Below are 15,262 nucleotides of genomic sequence, written 5' to 3' on the forward strand. Positions count from 1 at the left end.
CGCCTTCTTTAATTTGGAACCGGATTGGATATCATCGCGGCTCATGCCAATGGAGACCTGTGCCAATGAGCGTTCGTCCGCCGCAGTCCTTCAGACCATCCGAGCGGAATAAAAACGGCTTCAACGTCCTCGAATACGAGCTGATGTCGGAACGCGCGGACTCGCTTGGACGTCACGGGCTGAAGGTGGAGGCGGCACTCGCCGCGCTGAAGGCCTGGGCGCCCGATCGCCGGAGCGCTGAGGAACGCGAGAGGCTTCTCAACGAAGCCTCCGACGCCGTCTGGGCATTCTTCGTCCAGCGTGAGATCTGCGGCTTGCGGAACAACCGCGACGCCATCCAGCGCTACGGCATCCCGAACGAAGTGATCGCCAGATTGGGCGCGGTGCGGAAATAACGCTGAGCGACGTGGGGCCGCTCCCTTACCTATTGAGTGGAAATCAACGGCGCAGAAAGGTATGGCTTGGTGCCGAACCATGGCGAAAGGGAATTGCGATGCCAAGCTCGATCCGGATTGGAAACCAGCACCTCACCGTCGACGTCTCCGCCCTCGGCGCTGAGATGCAGGCGCTCACGTCAAGCGACGGACGCTCATGGCTGTGGACGGGCGACCCAGCCTTCTGGACCGGACGGTCGCCGATCCTTTTTCCGATCGTCGGCAAGGCGCCGGATGACAAAATAGCGATCGACGGCACGATCTATCCGATGGCTCAGCATGGTTTTGCCCGCCGCAGCGAATTCGCGCTTGCGGCATCCACCGCGACGATGTGCCGATACGAACTGGTCGCCTCGGCGGCCACCCGGGCGGCCTATCCATTCGATTTCCAGCTGGCGGTGGAGCATGCGGTTGAGGGCCGCACGTTGACGGTGGCGGCAGAAGTCACCAATCGCGATCAGAAGGAGATGCCGTTCGGGCTTGGATTTCACTCGGCCTTCAGCTGGCCGCTACCGGGTGCTGCCGGGCACGACCATGTCGTTACGCTCGACAATAAGGGCGAGCCGCCGCTCGTGCGGCTGCAGGATGGCCTCATCAATCCTGCGCAACTGCCCTCGCCGTTCGCGGCCGGCCGGCTGGTGCTCGATCACGCCATGTTCGAGCAGGATGCGATGATCTTTCCGACAGCGGCAGGCGAAGGCTTAAGTTACGGCGCCGAAGGCGGGCCGGCCATGCGGTTCCGGTTCGAAAATCTGCGCAATCTTGCCCTGTGGACCAAACCGGGCGCCCCCTTCCTCTGCATCGAGCCCTGGCATGGAACGGCGGCGGAGGCCGGAAGGTCGAGCGAGCTGTCGAAGCGGCCCTCCACGACTATCCTGGCACCGGGTGCGGTCGCTCGCTTCGCCTTTACCGTCGAGATTTTACAATAGAAAGCCGCGCGCCCGACGAGGCGCGCGACGGAGAACTTTGCAGCTGTCGCAGGGCCGTTGTCAGTGAGCGCCGGCGCCAGCGCCAGACCGCGGCTTTTGGGTAAGCAGCAGAGCGACGGCAGCTATTGCAAGAACCACGCCGATGACGGCGAAGGTATCGGCGAATCCCAGGATCAGGGCCTGGCGCCTGACGATCTGACCGAGAACGACAACGGCCTTCTGCCCTGCAACCGCTGGATCGGAAATGCCGTGCTGCATGAAATAGCCGGTCGTTTGCGCAAGCCGATCGCGGACTTCATCCCGGGAGAGCGTGACCGACTGGCCGATGATGTTCGAGTGGAACTGCTCGCGTTTGGTCAGCACCGTGCCGAGCGTTGCCGTGCCGACGGCGCCGCCGAGATTGCGCAGCATGTTGGTCAGGCCCGAGGCGGCGGCGGCATCCGTGGCTGCGATGCCGGCGGTTGTGATGGCGGTGATCGGCGTCAGCACCAGCGCCTGGCCGATGGCGCGAACGATGTTCGGTATCCAGAACTGGTCGCCCGCGGTATCGGCCGAAAGCGTGACGTTCATAAAGCAGCTGATCGCGAAGATCGAGATGCCGAGGAAGCCGATGTAACGCGCGTCGAAGCGCTTCATCATCATCGGCACAAGCGGGATCAGCAGCAGTTGCGGCAAGCCGGTCCAAGCCAGCACCATGCCGATCTGCTCGGCATTGTAGCGCTGAACCTGGCCGAGATATTGCGGCAGGATATAGACAGTGCCGAAGAGGGCGACGCCAACCAGCACGTTGACGGCAACACCGATGCCGAAATTTCGCTGCGTCAGCAGGCTAAGCTTGACCAGCGGCTTCTTCACGGTGAGCTCGATCCAGATGAAGGCGGCGAGAAAGACGAAGGCGAGGATGCTGAGTTTGACGATGAAGGACGAGGAAAACCAATCCTCCTTGTTGCCTTCCTCGAGCACCGTCTGCAGCGCCGAGAGACCGATCGCCATTGTGAAGATACCCGCCCAGTCGCCTTCCCTGAGCAGGCGAAGCTGCATAGGCTGCTTGTCGAGCGTCATGGCGAGCGCTACGGCCATGACGGCGCTCGGGATGGCGTTGATGAAGAAGATGGTCTGCCAGCCATAGTTTTCGGTGAGGTAACCGCCGATGGTCGGACCGATCGCCGGTGCGAAGGTGACCGACAGCGCGAAAATCGCAAGGCCGAGCGGCTGCTGCGGTTTCGGCAGCTTGGTCAGCACCATGGTGAAGGCCATCGGGATCAGCACGCCACCGGCAAAACCCTGCAGGCCACGCAGTAGGATCATCGTACCGAGATCATGGGCGAAGGCGCAGGCGATCGAAAACAGCGGAAACAGGATTGAGTTGACGAGGATATAGCGGCGGAATGAAAAGACGCTGCTGAAATAGGCCGTCAGCGGAATGACGACGATTTCGCCGATTAGATATGAGGTCGAGATCCAGGCACCGTTGTCGACGCCCGTTCCGATGCCGCCCTCTATATCGAGGAGGGAGGCGTTGGTGATCTGGATATTGAGGATGGCCATGAAGGCGCCGATCATGCCGGCAAGAACGGCGATCCATTCCCTGGTGCTCGCCCGGGGCTGCGATGTGGCAACGGCTGTTGCTGCGATGGTGGACATGACACGCTCTCCTGATCCCGGCGCCTATTTGCGATCGGCATCGGCCATGGTGTCGATGCTCGGTTGGACCGACATGCCCGGACGCAGGTCGCCATCGGCGGCCTCGCCATCAAGCACGATCTTGACCGGAATGCGCTGAACGACCTTGGTGAAATTCCCGGTCGCATTGTCAGGAGGCAGCAGCGCAAACTCCTGGCCGCTAGCCGGAGCAAGGCTGTCGACATGGCCGTGATAGAGGCGGCCCGGGAAGGTATCGACCTCGATATTGACCGGCTGGCCAGCTCGAACATCGGTGAGCTGCGTCTCCTTATAGTTGGCAATGACGTAGACCTCGCTCGTCGGCACGACCGACATCAGCTGGGTGCCGGCCTGAACATACTGGCCGACACGCAGTGTGCGGTTGCCGACGGTGCCGTCGACAGGTGCGGCAATGGTTGTATAGGAGAGGTTCAGCTCAGCCTGATGCTGGACGGCCTGATCATGGGCAAGCGTCGCCCTCGCCTGGGCAAGCTCGGCATTCAGGAGATCGACCTGCTTGACGGCGGCATCGAGAGCGGCGTCGTCGCGAACGATGGTCGCCTGGGCGGCAGCGATGGCAGAGGCCGCCTGCTGCGCCGTCTGCACCGGAGCATAACCGTTGGTCGCAAGATTGGCATAGCGCTTGTTGTTCTGTTCGGCAAAGGTCTCATTGGCCTTGTCGACTTCGACCGTGGCGCGGGCGGCAGCAATCGTCGAGCGCTGAATATCGAGCGACGCCTGCTTCGCGTCGAGCACCGCCTCGGCCGCCGCGACATCGGCCTCCGCCTGATCAAGCGCGGCGCGGAAATCGCGATCGTCGACGCGGGCGAGCGGCTGGCCGGCCTTGACCATCTGATTATCGCTGGCCAGCACTTCCGCGATATAGCCAGGCACTTTCGGAGCGACGGTCGTATTGTCAGCCTTAACATAGGCGTCGTCCGTCGAGATTTCGAAACGGCCGACGGTCCAGTAGTTGTGGCCGTAATAGCCGGCGGCGGCGATCAGCACGAGCGCCGTTGCACCGAGCAACAATCCGCGCCCGCCGCGTTTGCGAACGGGAGGCTCCGAAACGACGGCAGGTTCGACGATGCGCGGCGAATTGCCGGCATCAAGGGTCGTGGGTGCTGCTTCCGCCGTGGTTTCCGGCACAGGTGCATTGTTATTAAGGGCCTGCAGCGTTTTGATCGACATGTCTCTCTCCTGGGAGTGGTCGCTGTCGCTACCGGCCGCGGCCTGTGAGTTCAGGTGGAATACTTTTGGAAACTTGATGTTTTCCAAAATATGTATTAGAAAACGGATGTCAACGATAATTTGGAAAATTGCTATGGTCCAAAATCACGAAATCGAGAAGAGGCCGCGAGGCCGACCGCAAGTCCGTTGCGACGACGATACGAGAAGCGTGATCATCGAGGCGGCCAACAGCCAGTTCCACGAGAGCGGCTATGCGGCCGCAAGCATCGCTGCGATCGCACAAGAGGCAGGGATTTCGACCAAGACGCTCTACCGCCTGTTTCCGACGAAGGCGGACCTCTTTTCCGAGATGGTTACGGAGCGGACGGGCCGCTTCCTCATAGCGCTTGACCCAGGCACCCTCGCCGTGGCCGATCTCAGGCAAGGATTGGAGCGCATGCTGATGGCCTATGGCATGCTGACACTTTCGCTGGATACGATCACTGTCACCCGTCTCGTCATCAGCGAGTCCGACCGTTTTCCCGAGATCGCCAATACCTTCTATGAGAAGGCCATCGTCAGAACCAACACGCTGATGGAGGACTGGCTGCGCAAGCAGATCGACCGGGGACTGGTTGCGCTTGACGATCCGCATGCCGCCTGCGGCATGCTGCGCGGCATGATGATCATGGAGCCGCAGCGCGCTGCGATGCTGCGCCAGCAACAGCCGCCTCAGATCGAGGAGATCGCTGTCAGGGCGAAAATGTGCGCCGATCTTTTTTTGAAGGGTTGCGCGCTCTGAAGCGTTGCTCAAGCTTCAGAGCGCGATGATTTCTGCTGAAAGGCGCAGCACTGCAAACTCGCCCTCAGTTCGGCGGCGCGCCCAACGCATGCAGGATGCCGCGCAGTTCTGCAAGGCCGCGCATGCGGCCGATGGCGGGGTAACCGGGGGTGACGATCTTGTCGAGATCGTCGAGCATGCGGTGACCATGGTCCGAGCGAAAGACGATCGTCTCGTGCGCGCTGCGGCGCCGATCTTCCGCAACCAGTTCCCGGAGCACCGCGACCATGTCGACGTCGCCTTCCAGATGGGCGCTTTCATGGAAGGTCCGGCCGTCGCCTTCGCGGCTCGTGGCCCGCAGATGGGCAAAGTGGATGCGCGACGCGAAACGCCGGGCGATCGCCGGCAGATCGTTTTCGGCGCGCACGCCGAGGCTGCCGGTGCAATAACACATGCCATTGGCTGCCGATGGCACCGCATCGAAGAGAGCGGCATAATCATCGGCCGTCGAGGCGATACGTGGCAGGCCGAACAGCGAACGCGGCGGATCATCGGGGTGCAGCGTCAGCTTGACGCCACGCGCCTCGGCAGCCGGCGTTACTGCCTCCAGGAATTCGATCAGATGCCGGCGCAGCCGTGCGGCATCGATACCGCTATAGGCGACCAGTTTTTCCCGGAAAGCCGGAATGGTCAGAGGCTCAGTGGTCGAACCCGGCAAAGCCGAGGTGATGATGCGGGTGATATCGGCGATCTCGTCGTCCGACATGGCTTCAAAGACGATACGCGCCAGTTCGCGGTCTTCCGCGGAATAGTGCTGCGCTGCATCCGGCCGCTCGAGAATGAAGAGGTCGAAGGCTGCGAAACGTTCGTGATCGAACCGCATGGCAGTGGCCCCCGTCGGCGTGACGAAATCGAGTTCTGTGCGGGTCCAGTCGACCACCGGCATGAAATTGTAGCAGACGATCGGAATGCCACAGGCGGCGACTGCTTCGAGGCTGGCGATCCACGCCTCGATTTCGGTCCTCGCCTCCCCTCCCTTGCGCTTGACGGCATCGGGGATCGGAATGCTTTCAACCACCGACCAGACGAGCGATGAACGGCCGCCAGGCGTCGTCTCGATCAGAGACTGGCGCTCGCGCACTTCCTTTTCCGTCCAGGCCCTGCCGATCGGCACCTGATGGAGCGACGAGACGATGTTTGTCGCGCCCGTCTGGCGGACATTATCCAGCGTCACCGGCGCCTCCGGCCCGAACCATCTCCAACCCTGCCGCATCCTTGTTCCTTCCCTCTGCCTTTTCGTTTCGTGTCTGGGTCTGCCATCAGCAGAAATAATCGGGGTAACGCGCGCGCAGCTCGTCGACATCGGGAATGACGGCGCTCAGGTGATGGATCATGGCGTTACGTGCAGCCGTCGCATCGTGGGCGGCGAGCGCATCGCGGATGATCATATGTTCGTGCACCACAGTGTCCATCCGCCCGAGCACCGGCAGCGTCAGCCGCCGCGCCCGGTCGATCTGCACCTTGACCGTTTTCAGGATCGCCCAGATTCCGGGATAACCCGCTATCTGCGCGATCGTCTCGTGAAAGGACTCGTCTTCATCATGGAAGCTCGAACTATTTCCCGTCGCGGCATGCGCCCGCTGGCGAGCGATGGCGGCATCGAGACGGGCAATGTCGGCAGCGGTGGCGGTCAAAGCCGCGGCCTCGACGGTCGTGCCTTCGAGCGCCTTGCGCACGACGACTGCCTCCGGGATCGCGGAAACCGGCACGCGCGACACGACGGTGCCCGACTGCGGGTAAATGTCGACCAGCCCGCCTTCGGAAAGCCTAAGCAGCGCCTCACGCACCGGCGTGCGGCTCACGCCGAAGTCGTCGGCGATGCGCTTTTCCTGCAGCGACATGCCAGGCGGCATCCGTAGCGACACGATATTGGCATGCAGGCGCTCATAAATGGCGCCGGCGGTGGTGAGGCGACGCAGCCTGCCGACAACCTCCGGCGGGACGACTAAAACTTCGGTTGCTGATGCCTGCCGCATAACGATACCGGACGGAGAAATTTGGCATACTAGTATATCAATTATTTTACCTTGCCAACACATGTCGTCGGGCGTGACGGCATGGCGCCATCCGCGGGTTGGCCTGCAGGCGCCGCGAACGAAAGCGGGCACATGCGGGAAACCTCCGCACCAAGGCAATCATTGTTTGGAACTTAGATCGGCCGAGCCGGTTGAAAGAGCCAAGGAGACGCTCATGAAAAACCCAGCACGACGCAAGAAAAACCAAGCCCTGGCCGACGGCCGGCCGGAATTTCCATCCGCCGCGGATGGTCGCGGAAAGAAGACGGCCCGGCGAGGCGAAAACGAAATTGACCAGCAGAGCGGCGGTTCGCCGGCAGCCAGCCGCGAGGAGGAGATCCGCAGCAGGGCATATTCGCTCTGGGAGAAGGAAGGTAGACCAGAAGGCCAGGACCGGCATCACTGGACCCTGGCTGAGGATGAGCTTGATGCACACGAACTCGATGAACAGGTCGAAATCGACAATCCTCCAAATCTTGCGGCACTTCGAGAAGCCTCGCGGCAACATACCGATACCTTCCTCGTCAAAACCGATCTCGAGGATGCCGATCAACGCGAAGCCTCCCCCGGTACGCGCGAGCAAAGTTGAATTTTCAGCCGATAGCTAATCTCAGGAAAGGTCTCGATATGGCCGACAAACAAAACTTGAACGCCGGATTTACTGGAACGCCCGCCGAGCCGCCGGAGGGATTGACCAAAGCTGCGCGGTCGGCGGCCAATGGGGTGACGCGTGAGGTCTACGCCGTCGCCTCCGGCGTTAGGGATCACCCGCATACCGCAAGCGCATTGTTGCTCGGCACCGGCATTCTGGCCTTCGGCCTCGGCTACCTCCTCGGTCGATCATCGAACGAGAGTATGACAAGCCGCTATTGGCGATAGTGCTGGCATTCAATGAAGCGGCTCACCGGATCGAAGATCTGTAGCGAGCCCCATCGACCTCCCCGCACCTTTTGTCCGTCGGCCGTGGTGCTAGAATAGGATGTCGCGCGAAAACCGCCGAGATCTTTCGACACCAAGCACGATCGGCGGCGAAGTCCTATCAGCCGGGGCGTTTCAAAGCGGCGTATCGCGTCATCTGCGTTAATGCTTCGCAGCCCGCCCTCCGTGGGCATGACGTCGTGCTCGGCGATCCCATATGCGAAAAAAATGCCTTTCGACGATCAAACCGTCGAACCAGACTTGCAGCTCAGACCTGCCAACTGTGAAGCTGGCCTTATGTCGCGCCTGCCATTTGATAGAACCACGTCCATCCATAGATCCTGTTGCTGGAATACCACTAGGAATAAAGCCATAGATTGCACGCAATCCCCGGCTTGACAGCCGTGAGCGCGATCCTTAGCGAGACGGCATCAGCGTGGTCAGGATCGGCAAGTGAAATACCTCAGACAACTGAAGATAGCGGTGCTTTATCCTGAAAACGGAACGGGAAGCGCACTCGATCGCAACAACCGCATAGCGGTCTTTCTCTTTGCGATCCTTCCAGGACTTTCGCCGAACTTTAACTCATTCATCCTTCTCGCGTCGATGGTGTGGGGTATTTACTGTCTGGCGACGGGCCGGCTTGCCTTGAACCTGTCGAAATCCGACCGGCTGGTTACAATTGGAATGTCGATCTACCCGCTGGTGATGATTGCGAGCATATTCATCAATCCACCCTACTCCGAAGAACTGGACTGGATATTCCGGCTGCTGCCGTTCTTTTCGGTCTGGCTGATATTGCCGCGAATGCGCCAGTCTCCCGATGGCCGCCTCGTGCCGCTGTTTATCCTCAGCGCAGGTATCGGCATGATCATTACCTTTCTCTTCAGTCTGCTGCAGATCATGTTTCTGATGGAGAGGGCAGAGGCTGGGACTTCGAATGCAGCACTGCTGGGAGTGATAGGGGTTCTTTTCGGCGGCATAGCGCTTCTTAACGTTCAATCTCCGAAAAGCGTGGAGCAAAGAATTGCGATCTTGGGGTATGCGGCCGGCCTAGGCTGCGTACTGCTTTCCGGAACGCGCTCGGCCTGGCTGGTGATACCCATTCATATCGTCATCTTTCTCTGGTATTTTCGCAAACACAGCTTCCATCTGAGTTTGCGCAGCCTTGCCATCACCGGCTCTTTGCTGTTTGCGGGACTTATCGCCCTCGGCAGCGGCCAAATCCTTCATCGCATCGAGGCGCTGCAGGAAAATATGGCATCGCTCGACCGCAGCGACGGCGGGGTCACGTCGCTCAGTGCACGGTTCGCTTTGTACAAAGGTGCCGTATCAGCAATCAGTAAAGACCCGCTGACTGGTTATGGCCCGCAAAACCGGATGGCTTCGGTGTTGGCAGAGCTGCCCGACAGCATAAGGCCGTATCTGACCTATTCGCATGTTCACAACGGTTTTCTCACCGCAGGAATCGACGCCGGTATTTTCGGCATTGCAGCACTTTCGCTGATGCTCGCGACGCCTGTGATAGGCGCGTGGAGAAAGGAGGCCGGGCCGGGCCGGGATCTCGCCATTGCGCTCGCTCTCCTGCTCCTCAGCAGCTACGTCATAACCGGCAGCTTCGGCATCATGTTCAATCAGAAGGCTTTGGATCCGATCTTCGCCTATCTGGTCGCCCTTATTTGTGCGGATCGCGGCAGCACAGGCTTTACGCCCGTCGTTCGCAACTGACGTCTTGCATCTAGCCAGGAGAGCGAAAAGTGAGAGCGGTTTTCGGACGGCATCCTGCTCCACTATTAATTTAGAGCAGGATGAATGACGTCTCAGGCGGCCGTATTGGTTTCGGCGCCGGTAAAAGCGAGATCCGAGACCTCGCCCGTTGACGAATAGCCGGAAACAAGCTCAGCCAATGTCGCACGCGCAGCGATCATATCGTTCCGATCCAATGCCGCATTGAGCGAGCTGAGCCTTCTCAAAAGCTCCGGCCAGAACAGGAAATCCTCACGCGCCTTCATAATCCGGGGATGCTGAGTTGTTTCCGGATTATCCCCGATCAGCAGTTCTTCATAAAGCTTCTCACCAGGCCTGAGACCAGTAACGGAAAGCTCGATATCCCCTTCGGGATTGGTCTCGTCGCGGACGGTCAAACCGGACAACTCCACCATCTTGCGAGCGAGATCTGCTATGCGAACGGGCTCGCCCATATCGAGGAGGAAAACATCGCCACCCTCGCCCATGGCGCCTGCCTGGATGACGAGCTGCGAGGCTTCCGAAATGGTCATGAAATAGCGGGTTATATCAGGATGTGTCAGCGTAACGGGGCCGCCTTCCTTGATCTGCTGCCTGAAAAGCGGCACGACGGATCCAGAGGAGCCGAGGACGTTGCCAAAGCGGACCATGGAAAAATTCGTTCGCATTCTGTCGGCCGATAGTTCTGCTGAGAGCGCCTGCAGAACCATCTCCGCCAGCCGCTTGCTGGCGCCCATCACATTTGTCGGGCGCACGGCCTTGTCCGTACTGATCAGCACGAAATTCGCCACGCCGCATTTACTCGCTGCGCGTGCCGTGACCAGCGTACCCATGACGTTGTTCTTAATGCCTTCCACGGCATTATGTTCGACAAGGGGCACATGCTTGTAAGCGGCGGCGTGGTAGAGCGTCTGAGGTCGCCAGCTCTGCATGACATGCTCCATGCGATCCTGATCGCGGACGGAACAGAGGATTGGAACGATCTGCAGATTTTTATGTTCGTAGAGTTCGGCTAGCTTCTGCAATTCGGCATGAATATTATATAGCGCGAATTCGTTCTGATCGATGAGGATCAGGCTGGAAGGTCCATTGCGCAGGATCTGACGGCATAACTCGCCGCCGATCGACCCACCGGCGCCGGTGACCATCACCACCTTGTTGCGCATTGCCTTGTCCAGCAACTCTTGGCGCGGTGCGACCGCTTCCCTCCCCAGAAGATCTTCGATCTCCAGCTCACGGATATCGGAGACGGCGACACGTCCCTGGGCCAGCGCCGTGAGATCCGGCAACGTGCGGACATTCACCCTGGCTTTGCGGATATGCTCCAGGATCTCGTTGCGCCGCTGCCGCGACGCGGAGGGAAGAGCGAGAAGCACATTGTGCACGCTAAGGGCTTCGGCGAGCATCGGCAGATCCGACGGATCGTAGATCGGCAATCCGCCCATAATGCCGCCCTTGAGACGCGGATCGTCATCGAGATAGCCGACGACATTGAGTTCGGCATTGTTGCTCAAGGCGGCGGCCAATTGCCGCCCGGCGTTCCCTGCCCCGTAGATCAGCACCTTCGCGACCGTATTCTTGTTGAGGATACGCTGGTAGGCGTCCCCAAGCCAATAACGGATACCCAGCCTCGACAGGCCGATGGCAATCAGCAGCAGGAAAGGCTGAAGAATACCGACGGTTCTCGGAACACCAGGCACGCTGAGCGCCGTAAATATCGTCATGAAGGCCAGGCCGTAGATCGCAATCGCCTTCAGGACGGCGATAAACGCGGCCAAATTCGCATAGCGGAAGATCGCCCGATACATGCCCATGACGATGAAGATCGGCAGTGCCATGCACAAGGAAACCACGACCGGCAACCACTGTACGCCGGTCAAAACCGTCCACTCGTTCAGGCGGAAGCAGTAGGCCAGCCAGATCGTCAGAACGCAAAAGCTGGAATCCACCAGCAAAGCCAGAGCGCGTTTGGCAACCCGCGGCATCGCCAGCAGAGGAGTGACGAGCGCTTGCATCGGCATCAAGAACCATGCTGAGCGCGACGTCTCAATGGGCGTATTGTCAGGCATTGCTAACCAGCGTCTCGTCGATCAATCGGACAAGCACCTTCTTGTCATTTTCTGCAACGAGCGCAACTGAAATAATCGGAAAGCAAAGTCTTCCGCACCGCATATCTATCAGAAGTAGGTAACTTAATGCCGTATTCCCTTTCGGCGGATAACCTTTCCTGCGGTCAGAAACAGGACGCGCATGTCGAAGCCGAATGAACGCCGCTCGATATATTCGACGTCGAATTTCACCTTCTCCGGAATCGGCAACTCGTCGCGGCCGTTGATCTGCGCCCACCCCGTCAATCCAGGCAGCAACTTGTCGACGCCGTGGGCCGTCCGCAATTCGATCAGATCATCCTGATTGTAGAGCGCTGGTCGGGGTCCGACGAAACTCATTTTCCCCTTGAGGATGCACCAGAGTTGCGGGAGTTCGTCGAGGCTGGATTTGCGCAAGAACGAGCCGATGGGTGTCAAAAACCGATCCGGGTTTTCGAGCAGATGCGTGGCAACCGTTGGTGTGTCGACGCGCATGCTGCGGAATTTCGGCATTAGGAAGATCTGATTGAAACGGCCGACACGTTTTGACCAATAGAGGATTGGTCCGGGCGAAGTAAGGCGAACACAAAGAGCGACGATAAGGATCGGAACGAGCAGGATGATCGAAGCAATCAAAGCCAGGAAAAAATCCACCGCCCTTTTCAAACCCATGCTCCGCAGCTCTCTTCAGTACCACCGGCGGTTCCCGCCACTTGCGCTATCGATTGCCGTATCGTCAAAAAGCATTTCGCGTCAACTGAAGGATATCGTATTCTCGCCGGCCCGGCTTGGTTTATCATTGGACCCGTTCCTTCCCTCACTCCGTAGAGCTGAGCATCCTTTAACTCTTTGATCCCAAAACGAGAAGCGTCCAATAAGAAGTAATCTCGGCCTTCATTTCCGTCACATTTCATTAACCATAGTCACACCGCACAGAGGATGAGCGAATCTTCATCCTGTCTTCCCTCTGATCGGCGAATTAGTACGGGCAAGCGCCATCAGCATCGGTCCGATGGCAAATTCCCCTTTTTCGGCGCGACGTGTCAGATCGCGCAGATAACCGCCGGCGGAGTTGATATGCCCCGCCCTTTCCAGGACGCAGGCCATGACGGTGGCGGCATTTTCAGCTCCCATGATCTCGCAAGCCTGCTCATAAGCCGACGGACTGACGCCAAGCATCGACCGAACGACCACAGCCGCGGCCATCAGATCGCGCCACGTGCCGATCGCGCCCTGGGGGCCATAGGCCGCGATCTCCGGGCACGCCTGCAGCACCAGTCCCAGCGGGAAGGATTTGAGCGCAGCGTTGGCCGCGGAGGCCGCGTGTCCGCCCGAGACAGGCTCGTTCGTCCCCTCATCCTTCTGTAGGCGGGCTATCGGATCGGCCCGACCTGCCGATCGATCATCTGCCGTCGCGTCCTGCTTCGTTTCGAAGCTTGGTTCAAGTTCAGTAATGGATTGTGGATTTGAATTCTGTATGTGCCGCTCAGACTGTTGGGCATTGCCGCCAGAATTATGGGTTTTAACCTGCATTTCCAACTGATTGACGATCTCTTCGCGCAGCATCTCCAATTCGTCCAGCGTAGCAGTGATTTGTCGGGCGGACGGCGACCGTGGCAGTTGCTCGACCACATTGCGAAAATGTAGATGCACGGCGCTCCAATCGCCGGCAGCCCCCTCCTCCAACGCCATCTCGATCAGTTTGGCGACGTCGCGTCGGCAAAGCGTCAGACGTTCTCTCAGCCGCTGCAGGTGCAATCGATCCGCAACCACCTCCGCCGCCAGCCGTTCGATCTCCTCAGCACGCACGAGCAGCGGCGCCAGCGAAAAGCCGAATGCTTCCCGCAGCTCCCCACCCTGCTCCTTGCGGGCGTAACGCTTGCCGTTTGGACTATCCTTGCGGATCAGCAGCCCCGCCTCGATCAAGCTCGCCAGGTGCCGACGGATCGTCTGCTCCGCCATTCCGTGCGCGCGCAGGGAGAGCTGTGCATTGGAGGGAAACACGATGAGCCCGTTGTCTTCGGAGAGCTCCCCCTTGGGATAAAAGCTCAGCAAGGCGTTCAGGATGGCCAGCGCCCGGTCTGTAATGCCGAGCAACGGCCTGGCCTCGCATAGCGCGCGATAGAGTTTCCATTTATCAATTGATTGGCCGGGCTCGATTTTTCGAGCAGCTGCCTGGCTTGCTAACATGCCAAGCGTCATCGACCGCCGCCGAAGGCGTCGTCACATTTCCGCTTTCCATTTTCTTCGCCTTCTTCAAGGCAAAAGATCACAGCTCACCAAATTCGGTGCCAAAGACTCTTGACTATGATTCGCGGAAATGTGATTCTCTGGTTGTCTAGATCAGAGAGGGCTTCCGCGACGGCAACGTTCGGGGGCCTTTTCTTTTGCTTATCGATCTCCGTCCTTCGTCAAATCCTGTGTCTTCTCGAACGCCTCGTAAAGACGATCCAGATTGCTGGCGATATAGGCTCCAAAGGCTGACGCCTTTTCCGCCTTCAGCGCGATGGTGAACTGTTTCCCGTCATCCTTGATCTTCGCCTTGACCACGCCGTCCTTGCGCTGCCAGGCGCGGGCTGCGGGCTGAAGCACCGCTAAGGACGGTGTCGATTGTTGCTTCCTGCTGATGAAGGCAACGAGCATATCGAAGCGGGCATCCGGCTCCGCCGTCTCGAATTCTGCCGACTTGCTGAACTCTATCGCCCGAGTAGAGAGGTTTTCGGTCTCGAATTTTACCGACAGATCGTGCCAGCGGTCACGGCCGGTAGTCTTTGCCGCACCGATCGCGGTCAGGACTTCGGCTGGGATTCGCTTGGTGACGGACAGCATCTTGGAAACCGTCGTCTTGTCGACGCTGAGCGCCGACATGATTGTTTCCCTGTCGAAACCCAACGTGTCGAGCTTGTCGGCGAACATCGTCCTCTCGATGAAGGAGAGATCGGCGCGCGCCGAATTCTCCTGGCCCTGCGCGATGACATGGTCGCGGTCGTCAAGTTTCTTGACAACGGCACGGACAGGTCTACCGAGTTCTTTGGCGGCCCGGGCGCGACGGTGGCCGAAGGCGATCTGATATCGGCCATCTTTCTGCGGATGCGGGCGAACGAGAATCGGTGAATCCTGCCCTCGCAGGCGGATCGCCTCGACCAATTCACGAAACTGTTGGTCGGTATGCGCCAGCCGGTCCGTCACGAACGAATCTTCGATCAGGGCAGGGTCGAGATCAATCACCGTCTCACCGGTCGCCAGCTTCTCCTCGATGGCTTTGGCCGCGTCCGCCTTGGCCGCCAGTGCATCGATACTGCGCGTAACGGCACCGAGGGCGCCGATCCCCTTATAGGCGATCTGCTGTTTCTCGTTGCTGTGGAGCGGCTCATCTTCATTGTTTACCGCAGTAAACTTCTTGGAATCGTCCATCAGGCCGGAGAGTAGATTTTTACGCGCCATCAGTCAGCTCCCCGCC

At 59.4% G+C, this 15,262-nt stretch carries 13 protein-coding genes and 1 pseudogene; 6 read left to right on the forward strand and 8 right to left on the reverse strand.

The window, feature by feature from the left end; translation table 11 throughout:
* Window positions 1-65: 65 nt before the first annotated feature.
* Both RCCGE510_RS31480 and RCCGE510_RS31485 read left to right on the forward strand, forming a co-directional pair.
* Window positions 66-395, forward strand: coding sequence for a DUF6665 family protein (locus RCCGE510_RS31480; protein WP_007637215.1), 330 nt, complete (start codon window positions 66-68; stop codon window positions 393-395).
* A 98-nt stretch (window positions 396-493) separates the two neighbouring features.
* Complete coding sequence (locus RCCGE510_RS31485) at window positions 494-1,363, forward strand: aldose 1-epimerase family protein (RefSeq protein WP_007637216.1); 870 nt, start codon at window positions 494-496, stop codon at window positions 1,361-1,363.
* A gap of 60 nt (window positions 1,364-1,423) precedes the next feature.
* Here the strand turns inward: RCCGE510_RS31485 and RCCGE510_RS31490 are convergent, their stop codons facing one another.
* Complete coding sequence (locus RCCGE510_RS31490) at window positions 1,424-3,007, reverse strand: DHA2 family efflux MFS transporter permease subunit (RefSeq protein WP_007637218.1); 1,584 nt, start codon at window positions 3,005-3,007, stop codon at window positions 1,424-1,426.
* A 24-nt stretch (window positions 3,008-3,031) separates the two neighbouring features.
* Window positions 3,032-4,216: an HlyD family secretion protein gene (locus RCCGE510_RS31495; protein ID WP_007637220.1), complete on the reverse strand. Its 1,185-nt coding sequence runs from the start codon at window positions 4,214-4,216 to the stop codon at window positions 3,032-3,034.
* A 133-nt stretch (window positions 4,217-4,349) separates the two neighbouring features.
* On the opposite strand from RCCGE510_RS31495, the gene RCCGE510_RS31500 reads away from it, so the two are divergent.
* Window positions 4,350-4,997 (forward strand): TetR/AcrR family transcriptional regulator, encoded by a 648-nt coding sequence (locus RCCGE510_RS31500; protein ID WP_007637222.1) that lies wholly within the window; start codon window positions 4,350-4,352, stop codon window positions 4,995-4,997.
* A gap of 64 nt (window positions 4,998-5,061) precedes the next feature.
* On the opposite strand, the gene uxuA is transcribed toward RCCGE510_RS31500, so the two are convergent.
* On the reverse strand, window positions 5,062-6,249 hold the full coding sequence (gene uxuA / locus RCCGE510_RS31505) for a mannonate dehydratase (RefSeq protein ID WP_007637225.1): 1,188 nt from the start codon (window positions 6,247-6,249) through the stop codon (window positions 5,062-5,064).
* Between the two features lie 46 nt (window positions 6,250-6,295).
* Complete coding sequence (locus RCCGE510_RS31510; RefSeq protein WP_007637227.1) at window positions 6,296-7,012, reverse strand: GntR family transcriptional regulator; 717 nt, start codon at window positions 7,010-7,012, stop codon at window positions 6,296-6,298.
* A 214-nt stretch (window positions 7,013-7,226) separates the two neighbouring features.
* On the opposite strand from RCCGE510_RS31510, the gene RCCGE510_RS31515 reads away from it, so the two are divergent.
* The 3 genes from RCCGE510_RS31515 to RCCGE510_RS31525 all read left to right on the forward strand — a co-directional run bounded on the left by RCCGE510_RS31515 (window position 7,227) and on the right by RCCGE510_RS31525 (window position 9,697).
* Window positions 7,227-7,640 carry a DUF2934 domain-containing protein gene (locus RCCGE510_RS31515; RefSeq protein WP_007637229.1) on the forward strand — a complete coding sequence of 138 codons (414 nt, stop codon included), beginning with the start codon at window positions 7,227-7,229 and terminating at the stop codon, window positions 7,638-7,640.
* Window positions 7,641-7,678: 38 nt separating this feature from the next.
* Entirely contained in the window at window positions 7,679-7,930 is a 252-nt protein-coding gene (locus RCCGE510_RS31520; RefSeq protein ID WP_007637232.1) for a hypothetical protein, read from the forward strand.
* A gap of 492 nt (window positions 7,931-8,422) precedes the next feature.
* Window positions 8,423-9,697: an O-antigen ligase family protein gene (locus tag RCCGE510_RS31525; protein ID WP_037080609.1), complete on the forward strand. Its 1,275-nt coding sequence runs from the start codon at window positions 8,423-8,425 to the stop codon at window positions 9,695-9,697.
* A 92-nt stretch (window positions 9,698-9,789) separates the two neighbouring features.
* On the opposite strand, the gene RCCGE510_RS31530 is transcribed toward RCCGE510_RS31525, so the two are convergent.
* The 4 genes and pseudogenes from RCCGE510_RS31530 to repB all read right to left on the reverse strand — a co-directional run bounded on the left by RCCGE510_RS31530 (window position 9,790) and on the right by repB (window position 15,246).
* Entirely contained in the window at window positions 9,790-11,784 is a 1,995-nt protein-coding gene (locus tag RCCGE510_RS31530; protein ID WP_007637237.1) for a nucleoside-diphosphate sugar epimerase/dehydratase, read from the reverse strand.
* Between the two features lie 123 nt (window positions 11,785-11,907).
* The gene (locus tag RCCGE510_RS31535) at window positions 11,908-12,474 is read right to left on the reverse strand and encodes a sugar transferase (protein WP_007637238.1); all 567 of its coding nucleotides are present in this window, start codon (window positions 12,472-12,474) and stop codon (window positions 11,908-11,910) included.
* Between the two features lie 279 nt (window positions 12,475-12,753).
* Window positions 12,754-14,044: pseudogene (gene repC / locus RCCGE510_RS31540) on the reverse strand (plasmid replication protein RepC).
* A gap of 149 nt (window positions 14,045-14,193) precedes the next feature.
* Window positions 14,194-15,246 (reverse strand): plasmid partitioning protein RepB, encoded by a 1,053-nt coding sequence (repB, locus tag RCCGE510_RS31545; protein ID WP_007637240.1) that lies wholly within the window; start codon window positions 15,244-15,246, stop codon window positions 14,194-14,196.
* Between the last annotated feature and the right edge of the window lie 16 nt (window positions 15,247-15,262).

Origin of the sequence: Rhizobium sp. CCGE 510 (genome assembly GCF_000292525.1) — a bacterium.
GTDB lineage: Bacteria > Pseudomonadota > Alphaproteobacteria > Rhizobiales > Rhizobiaceae > Rhizobium.

Excerpts from the sequence above, each read along its gene's own strand:
- RCCGE510_RS31510 (WP_007637227.1), bottom strand. The coding sequence starts at position 7,012 with ATGCGGCAGGCATCAGCAACCGAAGTTTTAGTCGTCCCGCCGGAGGTT.
- RCCGE510_RS31530 (WP_007637237.1), bottom strand. The coding sequence starts at position 11,784 with ATGCCTGACAATACGCCCATTGAGACGTCGCGCTCAGCATGGTTCTTG.
- RCCGE510_RS31490 (WP_007637218.1), bottom strand. The coding sequence starts at position 3,007 with ATGTCCACCATCGCAGCAACAGCCGTTGCCACATCGCAGCCCCGGGCG.
- RCCGE510_RS31535 (WP_007637238.1), bottom strand. The coding sequence starts at position 12,474 with ATGGGTTTGAAAAGGGCGGTGGATTTTTTCCTGGCTTTGATTGCTTCG.
- RCCGE510_RS31495 (WP_007637220.1), bottom strand. The coding sequence starts at position 4,216 with ATGTCGATCAAAACGCTGCAGGCCCTTAATAACAATGCACCTGTGCCG.
- RCCGE510_RS31500 (WP_007637222.1), top strand. The coding sequence starts at position 4,350 with ATGGTCCAAAATCACGAAATCGAGAAGAGGCCGCGAGGCCGACCGCAA.
- uxuA (WP_007637225.1), bottom strand. The coding sequence starts at position 6,249 with ATGCGGCAGGGTTGGAGATGGTTCGGGCCGGAGGCGCCGGTGACGCTG.
- repB (WP_007637240.1), bottom strand. The coding sequence starts at position 15,246 with ATGGCGCGTAAAAATCTACTCTCCGGCCTGATGGACGATTCCAAGAAG.
- RCCGE510_RS31520 (WP_007637232.1), top strand. The coding sequence starts at position 7,679 with ATGGCCGACAAACAAAACTTGAACGCCGGATTTACTGGAACGCCCGCC.
- RCCGE510_RS31485 (WP_007637216.1), top strand. The coding sequence starts at position 494 with ATGCCAAGCTCGATCCGGATTGGAAACCAGCACCTCACCGTCGACGTC.
- RCCGE510_RS31515 (WP_007637229.1), top strand. The coding sequence starts at position 7,227 with ATGAAAAACCCAGCACGACGCAAGAAAAACCAAGCCCTGGCCGACGGC.
- RCCGE510_RS31480 (WP_007637215.1), top strand. The coding sequence starts at position 66 with ATGAGCGTTCGTCCGCCGCAGTCCTTCAGACCATCCGAGCGGAATAAA.